The sequence below is a fragment of the Pseudoalteromonas sp. NZS71 genome (genome assembly GCF_015864715.1).
In the GTDB taxonomy this organism is placed as follows: Bacteria; Pseudomonadota; Gammaproteobacteria; order Enterobacterales; family Alteromonadaceae; genus Pseudoalteromonas; species Pseudoalteromonas arctica.
On the sequence record NZ_JADYWS010000037.1, the window covers coordinates 23,127 to 32,492 of the forward strand.

7 protein-coding genes and 4 tRNA genes are annotated in these 9,366 nt (G+C 39.3%); 9 read left to right on the forward strand and 2 right to left on the reverse strand.

All coding sequences use genetic code 11. The features are described 5' to 3' along the window. The first annotated feature begins 129 nt into the window (after window positions 1-129). The gene (locus I6E85_RS18800) at window positions 130-2,406 is read left to right on the forward strand and encodes an acyl-CoA dehydrogenase (RefSeq protein WP_024591299.1); all 2,277 of its coding nucleotides are present in this window, start codon (window positions 130-132) and stop codon (window positions 2,404-2,406) included. Window positions 2,407-2,482: 76 nt separating this feature from the next. On the opposite strand, the gene I6E85_RS18805 is transcribed toward I6E85_RS18800, so the two are convergent. Beyond that, a complete protein-coding gene (locus I6E85_RS18805) occupies window positions 2,483-2,917 on the reverse strand; it encodes a hypothetical protein (protein WP_007587009.1) in 435 nt (144 codons plus the stop codon). Window positions 2,918-3,058: 141 nt separating this feature from the next. After that, the gene (cysK, locus tag I6E85_RS18810) at window positions 3,059-4,027 is read right to left on the reverse strand and encodes a cysteine synthase A (RefSeq protein WP_024608071.1); all 969 of its coding nucleotides are present in this window, start codon (window positions 4,025-4,027) and stop codon (window positions 3,059-3,061) included. A gap of 362 nt (window positions 4,028-4,389) precedes the next feature. Between cysK and I6E85_RS18815 the strand changes: the two genes are divergently transcribed. The 8 genes from I6E85_RS18815 (at window position 4,390) to I6E85_RS18850 (ending at window position 9,366) form a co-directional block, all read left to right on the forward strand. Next, the gene (locus I6E85_RS18815; protein WP_007587010.1) at window positions 4,390-5,541 is read left to right on the forward strand and encodes a dicarboxylate/amino acid:cation symporter; all 1,152 of its coding nucleotides are present in this window, start codon (window positions 4,390-4,392) and stop codon (window positions 5,539-5,541) included. Window positions 5,542-5,649: 108 nt separating this feature from the next. Beyond that, window positions 5,650-6,300, forward strand: coding sequence for a UvrY/SirA/GacA family response regulator transcription factor (uvrY, locus tag I6E85_RS18820; RefSeq protein WP_002963136.1), 651 nt, complete (start codon window positions 5,650-5,652; stop codon window positions 6,298-6,300). Window positions 6,301-6,309: 9 nt separating this feature from the next. Further along, window positions 6,310-8,133: an excinuclease ABC subunit UvrC gene (gene uvrC, locus I6E85_RS18825; protein WP_021032122.1), complete on the forward strand. Its 1,824-nt coding sequence runs from the start codon at window positions 6,310-6,312 to the stop codon at window positions 8,131-8,133. Between the two features lie 41 nt (window positions 8,134-8,174). Then, window positions 8,175-8,720: a CDP-diacylglycerol--glycerol-3-phosphate 3-phosphatidyltransferase gene (gene pgsA, locus I6E85_RS18830; RefSeq protein ID WP_032827134.1), complete on the forward strand. Its 546-nt coding sequence runs from the start codon at window positions 8,175-8,177 to the stop codon at window positions 8,718-8,720. Window positions 8,721-8,932: 212 nt separating this feature from the next. Further along, window positions 8,933-9,008: transfer RNA gene (locus tag I6E85_RS18835), tRNA-Gly, on the forward strand. 19 nt (window positions 9,009-9,027) lie between these two features. Then, window positions 9,028-9,101, forward strand: a tRNA-Cys gene (locus I6E85_RS18840). 38 nt (window positions 9,102-9,139) lie between these two features. After that, a tRNA-Leu gene (locus tag I6E85_RS18845) sits at window positions 9,140-9,226 on the forward strand. 64 nt (window positions 9,227-9,290) lie between these two features. Then, window positions 9,291-9,366, forward strand: a tRNA-Gly gene (locus I6E85_RS18850).

The window sequence follows — 9,366 nt, forward strand, 5'->3', positions numbered from 1 at the left end:
TAGCAGTGATGTTTAAAACAATAAAATGAATGCGTTAAGGCTCACGACTCGTCGTGCAATGATTGTATTTAAATTAAGATGGGTCATAATTAAGTTACTATTTTCATTCAATGTGTAAGGAATGTGCGCATGTTAATATTTATAATATTGCTGGTCGTGGTGGTGGTTATTTTTGCGGTTAAAGATATTCGCCTAAACTTGATTAGTCGTCCTACGTTTAAAATGTTCAAAAAGGTGCTTCCGCCATTATCGCAAACAGAGCGAGAGGCGATGGAAGCAGGTGATGTTTGGTGGGATGGTGAGTTATTTAGTGGTAACCCAGACTGGCAAAAACTGCACCGCTTTCCTAAACCAGAGCTTAGCGATAAAGAAAACGCATTTATGGCTAACCAAGTAGAAACCTTATTGGCGATGCTTGATGATTATCAAATTGTACAAAAAGACAAAGACTTACCAAAAGAAGTGTGGGATTACCTAAAAACAGAAGGTTTTTTTGCGCTGATCATTCCTGAAAAATTTGGCGGTCGTGAGTTCTCGGCAATTGCTAATTCAACGATAGTATCAAAAATTTCGACTAAAAGCTTAACAGCCGCAGTCACTGTTATGGTGCCTAATAGCTTAGGTCCGGGCGAGTTACTTCTTCACTATGGTACTAAAGAGCAGCAAGATCGTTGGCTGCCAAGTTTAGCTAATGGTACAGATGTTCCTTGTTTTGCATTAACGGGACCTGAGGCGGGCTCTGATGCTGGCAGTATTCCTGATTCAGGCGTGGTGTGTATGGGTGAGCATAATGGCGAGAAAGTAATGGGCCTGCGTTTAAATTGGTCAAAGCGTTACATTACACTTGCACCCGTGGCTACTGTACTCGGCTTAGCATTTAAAATGTATGACCCTGATGCTTTATTAGGTGATAAGAAAGAGCTAGGCATTACATGTGCTCTAATACCAACCGATCATCCGGGTGTCGAAACGGGTGAGCGTCATTATCCGCTTAATATGGCCTTCATGAATGGTACCACTTACGGTAAAGATGTATTTATACCACTGGACTGGATCATTGGTGGTCAAGAGTGTGCAGGGCGTGGCTGGAGAATGCTTGTTGAGTGTTTAAGTGCAGGGCGTGGTATATCACTACCAGCATTGAGTGCAGCAACTGGACATTTAGCTTCAAAAATGACATCGGCATATGCCATGGTACGCCAGCAGTTTGGTGTATCTATAGGGCAATTTGAAGGCGTGCAAGAGGCACTTGCGCGTATTGGTGGTTTAACTTACACACTTGAGTCATGCAGATTAATGACCGCAGGTGCGATTGATTTAAAATTAAGCCCGTCGGTTGTAACAGCGATTGCTAAATACCATATGACTGAAATGGGTCGTACGGTAATGAATGATGCAATGGATATTCATTCAGGTAAAGGAATTCAAGTAGGGCCTAATAACTATTTGGCGCATGGCTATATGGGTATTCCAGTATCAATTACGGTTGAAGGCGCGAATATTTTAACGCGTAACTTAATGATATTTGGCCAAGGTGCAACACGCTGTCATCCATTTGTTTTAAAAGAAATGGAAGCCGCTGCAATGGAAGATGACGACGCAGCACTTGAACAATTTGATGGTTTATTAATGAACCATATAATATTTGCAGCAAGTAATGCAGGTATGGCATTTGTGCATGGCTTAACACGTAGTTATTTTGCTAAAGCGCCTGTAGGTGGTGAAACGGCTGTTTATTATAAGCAACTGAGCAGAATGAGCCGAGGCTTAGCTATTTGCACAGACGTGGCTATGTTAATGCTTGGCGGTGAGCTTAAACGAAAAGAAATGATATCGGCACGTTTGGGTGATGTATTAAGTCATTTGTACTTAGCATCAACTGTTTTAAAACGTTATGAAGACGAAGGGCGCCAACAAGCTGATTTACCATTTGTAAAATATGCTATTGAGAACTCATTATTTGAAATTGGCCAAGCGTTTAATGGCTTCTTTAAAAACTTTTCAAATCCGGTTGTTAATTTTACCCTTAAACGTATCGTATTCCCGCTTGGAAATCATTACCACAGACCAAGTGATGAAATTGCACAAAGTATTTGTGAGCGTATGACTCAACCGGGTGTATTTAGAAACCGCTTAACGCATTTATGTTATGTAGATGAAAATGCAGGTACAGGGGTCATGGAAAGCGCATTTTTAGCTATGCATGATATGCAAGCGCAGTTTAAAGATCTAAAACAATGGCAGCGTAAGGGCAGTGTGCCTGCAACGCTTGATATTGAAGGTGCTATAAATTATGCGCTTGAAAATAAGTTGTTAGAGCAAACGGATGCTGATGCAATGCATCACGCTAATAAGTTACGAAAGAAAGCCATTGCAGTTGATAATTTTCAACCAGGGGAGCTGTAGCGCAGTATTTTAAATACTAACTAAAGCGAAAAAGGCCTTACAAATGTAAGGCCTTTTTATGTTTAATTCATTTATTTTAACGAGCGTAAGGGTCGGCAACTATTTTATCTATGTACCATTTGCCTTTTTTACGAAGCATTTTTACACTGCGCATTTCGTCAATTTTATCACCATTTAAATAGCCGGTAAAAATAAGGTTTATTTTGGCGTTATCACCGTATTGTTCACGGATGCTCATATTGGTCATATCAACTTCAATGGTTACTTCATCGTATTGCATATTTACTAAGTTACGGGAAAACTGTTTTGCAGTGCCGTAGGATTTCATTATGCGCGTAAGATTGGGTGTTGCCATGGTGCTGGCTTTTTGAAGGTCTTGCTGGTTATAAAGCGCATCAAAATAAGCGGTTGCTGTATCGCCAGGAGTGTCGCCAAGTGTTTTGGTATCGTCTCCACAGGCTGATAAAAATAAACAGATAACCAAACTTAATAAACTCGTGATTTTTTTCATATTAGTTATTATTAATTAGTTTTTTAAAGTGTGTGGTTTATCTAGGAAGATGTAAAGGTATGGGGGGCAATAAATAGAAAATTGGATAATAAATAATAAAAAAGGATGCCTAAAGCATCCTTTTAAAAATCTTAAAATTACTTATTGTACTAGCTCTTGCTCACTAAATTCTTCATCAAACATTGGGCTTGATAAGTAACGCTCAGTTGCACTAGGTAGGATAACAACAATATTTTTATCTGCGTTTTCAGGTTTTTCAGCAATTCGCTTAGCTGCAACAACCGCAGCACCTGACGAAATACCGACTAAAATACCTTCTTTTTTCATTAACTGATGCGCCATTGCAATTGCGTCTTCGTTAGATACAAGCTCGGCACCATCAATTAAGTCCATATCTAAGTTGCCAGGGATAAAGCCTGCACCAATACCTTGGATTTTATGAGGGCCAGGTTTAATTTCTTCACCGGCAAGCGTTTGGCTAATAACAGGAGAGTTAGTTGGCTCAACAGCAATAGACTTAACGTTTAAACCTTTTTCTGTTTTAAGGTAGCGGCTAACACCTGTAATAGTACCACCAGTACCTACACCTGCTACAAAAAAGTCTACTTTGCCGTCAAGTGCATCGTAAATTTCTGGGCCTGTTGTTTCAAAGTGAATTTTAGGATTTGCAGGGTTTTCGAATTGTTGTAATAAAATATACTTATCAGGTGCTGTTGCTTGAATTTCTTTTGCTTTTTCAATTGCGCCATTCATACCTTTAGCACCGTCGGTAAGTACTAGATTTGCACCTAATGCTTTTAATAGCTTGCGACGTTCTAGGCTCATGGTGTTTGGCATAGTAAGCGTTAACTTGTAACCACGTGCAGCTGCAACAAATGCAAGTGCAATACCAGTGTTACCTGATGTTGGCTCTATAAGTTCTTTACCTTCAACAAGCTGACCTGACTTTTCAGCTTCCCAAATCATTGATGCACCAATACGGCATTTGATACTAAAGCTTGGATTACGAGATTCAACTTTAGCGTATACATTCCCACCCGTAACACGGTTAAGTTTTACTAGCGGCGTATTACCAATAGTTAGTGAGTTATCTTCAAAAATAGTAGACATAATGTTCCTTTGGATACAATCTGATCAACGTGCTAATAGCCTTTGCTACTAACTATACATACACACTTTACTGTGAGTTTAAAAAAACTAAAGTAAAGTTTGGCTATAACATATATTTATTGGGCTTATAACCAGTCGAAATAAAAATCAATTATTAACGGTGCTTTAGTTATTGTAGGTGCGGGCTTAATTTGAGATTTAAAGAGTAAAAACTCGTTTAGTCAAAAAATGTTCAAAAGAGCTCTAGATTAAGCTGTATTTGTTCGTTATTTGCGCACATGAATGTAACTTGAATAGTTTTATCACACAATGCGTCTAAAACATGATAAAAACACGTATCTAAATTCAATTAAGCAATCACAATGAAGTTAATCTTAAAATTAATTGCCGGTATTGTGGCCGGTATCTTAGTCGGACTATATGTACCTATAACTGGTGTTGAACTTTTATTTACAGTAAAAGAGCTGATTGGTCAAATTATCTCCTTTACCATCCCTCTTATCATTTTATTTTTTATTGCATCGGGTATTGCTGGCCTACCAAAAGGGTCTGGTCACTTACTTGGTAAAACAGTAGGGTTTGCTTACAGCTCTACCATTATTGCAGGTACGCTTGCATTTTTATTAGTAAGTGCTGTTATACCTTTTTTAAGTGGTGGCATTACATTTGAAGCAGAAGTTGCTACTGAAATAGGTAGTTTTATTGATTTAGAAATTCCACCTCTGATGGGTGTAATGACCGCATTAGTGACTGCTTTTGTATTTGGTATAGGCATGAGCCAACTAGAACTTGATACGCTTAAAAAGGTGTCTGATCAGGGTCGTGATGTAGTGGACGGGTTATTATCGAAAGTAATTATTCCAGCTTTACCATTTTACATTGCTGGCGTATTTGCCGAAATGACGGTGGCAGGCACTGTGGTAGATACGTTGCAAACATTTGGTGTAGTACTAATTGCAGCGCTTGTTATGCATTGGTTATGGTTAAGCGTTTTATATATAGCGACAGGTATATTGTTAAAACGTAATCCAATCGAATTAGTTAAAAATATGCTACCAGCTTACTTTACAGCGTTAGGTACTATGTCAAGTGCAGCAACGATTCCAGTATCGCTTCAATCAAGTAAAGCAAATAACGTTAAAGAAGATGTAGCTAACTTTACAGTGCCACTTTGCGCGACTATTCACTTATCTGGCTCAACTATCACTATAGTAACCTGTGCAATGGCTGTTATGTTTTTATCGCCAAGCATGGAAGTTCCTTCATTAATGGGTATGCTACCGTTTATTATGATGTTAGGTGTAGTAATGATCGCAGCACCGGGTGCTCCAGGTGGTGCAGTCATGTCGGCGCTTGGTTTATTAACAAGTATGCTTGGGTTTAATGAAGGTGCTGTTGCATTAATGATTGCACTTTATTTAGCACAAGATAGCTTTGGTACTGCGTGTAATGTAACGGGTGATGGTATCATTGCGTTATGGGTTGACAGATTTAGCGAAAAATCGTCATCTTAAACTATTAGAGCGAGGCAATAATATTAATTATTGTTTCGCTTTATGTATGTTACTGTGGCAAATTAATTTAATTAAATTGCATGTTGTTAGGTAAGTGAGGATGTTCCATTGATTAATGTACTTTTAGTTGATGACCATGAACTTGTACGAACAGGAATCAAGCGTATTCTTGATGACGTACGAGGGTTTAAAGTAATTGGCGAAGCTAAAACTGGCGAAGAGGCTGTACAGTTTTGTCGTCAGCATGCGCCAAACATAGTATTAATGGATATGAATATGCCAGGCATGGGCGGATTAGAAGCGACTAAAAAGATTTGTCGTTACTGCCCAGATGTAAAAATTATTGTGCTTACTGTTAATTGTGAAGACCCGTTTCCGAGCAAGGTAATGCAAATTGGTGCACATGGCTTTTTAACTAAAGGTGCAGGCTCTGACGAAATGGTTCGTGCCATTCGTTGTGTTCATGCTGGTCAGCGTTACATTGCACCTGAAATTGCACAGCAGATAGCGCTTGCACAAGTGACAGGCCGCACAGATGAAAACCCTTTTCAGAGTTTATCTGAGCGCGAACTGCAAATTATGCTTATGATCACCAAAGGTGAAAAAGCACAAAATATAGCTGAACGCTTAAATCTAAGCTCTAAAACAGTAAATAGCTATCGTTACCGTATGTTTGAAAAGTTAAATGTAGGTGGTGATGTTGAGCTTACCCATTTAGCTATTCGTCATAAAATGATTGATATAGACGTTTCGTACTAACTATAATTTATGTCTGAATTCGATCACGTACATTTTCTCAAAACGCTATCAAGTGAGCCGGGCGTATACCGCATGCTTGATAGTGACAACCAAGTTATTTATGTTGGTAAAGCAAAGCATCTAAAAAAGCGTGTGAGCAGTTACTTTAGAAGTAACATTACCGATAGCAAAACACGCGTTTTAGTGAGTAATATTTGTAACATTGAAGTCACCCTCACCAATACTGAAACCGAAGCGCTGCTGCTTGAAAATAATCTAATAAAAAAATATCAGCCTCGGTACAACATATTATTACGCGACGATAAGTCGTACCCCTATATTTTACTAACTAGCCATAAACACCCTCGTTTAGCATTTCATCGTGGCAGTCGTAAAATTAAAGGTGAGTACTTTGGGCCTTTCCCAAGCGCAGGAGCGGTATCTGAAAGCTTGCGCTTAATGCAAAAAATATTTCCTGTTCGTCAATGTGAAGATGCTTATTACCGCGCAAGAAGTCGCCCGTGTCTGCAATATCAACTTAAACGTTGCTCAGCTCCATGTGTAAATAAAGTAACTGATGATGATTACAGTGAGCAAGTTGACTATGTTCGTAAATTTTTAACGGGTAAATCTCACGAAGTTATTGCTGATTTAATAAAAAAAATGGAAGCAGCCAGCCTGCAATTAAACTTTGAATTAGCGGCAAAAGTTCGCGACCAAATAATGCTACTTCGTAAAATGCAGGAGCAACAGTCTATTTCTGGTAACTTTGCAGAAATGGATGTTGTCGGTTTTGCGCATTTAAACGGGTTAAACGGCATTCATTTATTAATGATCCGCGATCATAAAGTACTGGGTAGTAAAACCTATTTTCCAAAAGTACCTAAAGATTCGAGTGAGCAAGAAATATTGACTTCATTTTTAGGACAGTACTATTTAGCGCCAGGAGCAACAGGGCGTATTGCAAAAGAAATCATATTACCGTTTGAAATAGAAGAGAGCGGGGCACTCGGCGAAGCGCTTACACAAATAAGTGAGCGCAAAGTAATCCTTAAAGTGGTTACTCGTGGTGAGCGTGCGCAATACTTACAACTGGCCAATAAAAATGCATTAAACAGTATTGCGGTTAAACAAAGTACCCAAGACTCTATTAATAAACGTTATGCACAATTAAAAGCAACACTGCGACTTGACGATATTACCCGAATGGAGTGTTTTGATATAAGCCACACCATGGGGGAGAACACCGTTGCAAGTTGTGTTGTATTTGACTCACAAGGCCCAAATACAAAAGAATATAGGCGCTACAACGTAACAGGTATTACAGGTGGCGATGATTATGCTGCAATGGAATTTGCACTTAATAAACGCTATAACAAGTTAGTAGACGAAGACAAAATTCCAGACGTTATCTTTATTGATGGCGGTAAGGGGCAGTTAGGACGCGCTGAACAGTACTTCTCTAATTGGCCGCACACTAAAATGCCTTTATTAGTCGGTGTTGCAAAAGGAACGAGTCGTAAACCCGGTCTTGAAACACTATTGATTGACGGTGGACGCAAAACCATTCCGATGGATTCAGATGCGCCTGCGCTTCATTTGATTCAGCATATACGTGATGAGTCTCACCGTTTTGCTATTGCAGGGCATCGTAATAAACGACAAAAACAACGTACACAATCACTACTAGAAGAAATAAATGGAGTAGGTTCTAAGCGTCGCCAAACATTATTAAAATATTTAGGGGGCATGCAGGGTGTAAAAGCTGCTAATATAGAACAGTTAAAGAAAGTTCCTGGGATCAGCCCTGACATGGCTGAGAAGATATTTAACCATTTGCATGACAAGGGCTAGCCCTACATGCGAATATAGCAAAAAGACATATCCAAGTAGTTATGTGGAATATTCCAAACACACTCACAACATTTAGACTTTTTCTTATCCCCGTTTTTTTGGTGATATTTTATTTGCCTTATAGCTGGGCTTTTTTTGCTGCCGCCTTTATTTTTTGGCTTGCATCGATCACCGATATATTAGACGGTTATTTGGCAAGAAAGCTTGAGCAATCAACTCCTTTTGGTGCTTTTTTAGATCCTGTTGCTGACAAAGTAATGGTATGTGCTGCACTTGTAGCGTTATCTGATCAGTACCAGTCAATGTATATGACAATACCTGCTCTTATTATAATAAGCCGTGAAATTATTATATCTGCACTTCGTGAATGGATGGCAGAGCAGGGTAAGCGTGGTAATGTAGCTGTATCAAATATGGGTAAAATAAAGACGGCTGCACAAATGTTAGCCATTATCGGTTTGATTTGGCAATATGATACGTGGATGAACTATTTAAGTTTTGGACTACTGTACATTGCGACCTTTTTAACCTTGAGTTCTATGATGCAATATTTACGTGCAGCATGGGGCGAATTGACTAAAAATTAACTCTAAATGTATAATAACGCACCGTTTTAGATAAAAAACAAGCAAACAGTTCAAAACTAGCATTTTTTGTATTGACGCGTTTAATAATCTCTGTAGAATGCGTCCGTGTTGAGAGGGCATAGCCCCCGAGATAAACAAAACGGTAATTAATCAGTTACCTGAATGTTCACATAAATCATCATGTGCTAATTCAAATAACTGATAAATAAAATGCGGTACTAGCTCAGTTGGTAGAGCGCGACCTTGCCAAGGTCGAGGTCACGAGTTCGAGCCTCGTGTACCGCTCCAAATTATTGGGATACATTTAGGCGGAATGGCAGAGTGGCCATGCACCGGATTGCAAATCCGTTTACCTCGGTTCGACTCCGGGTTCCGCCTCCATATAATTTACTCCACACGCTTTAATTAGCAAACTCGATGCCCGAGTGGTGGAATTGGTAGACACAAGGGATTTAAAATCCCTCGACTAACAAGTCGTGCCGGTTCAAGTCCGGCCTCGGGCACCACTTTGTGGTTTAATTACATTACCAAGTGTAATTTGTAAAATGGTTAATTTAGAATTAATATGATGCGGTACTAGCTCAGTTGGTAGAGCGCGACCTTGCCAAGGTCGAGGTCACGAGTTCGAGCCTCGTGTACCGCTCCA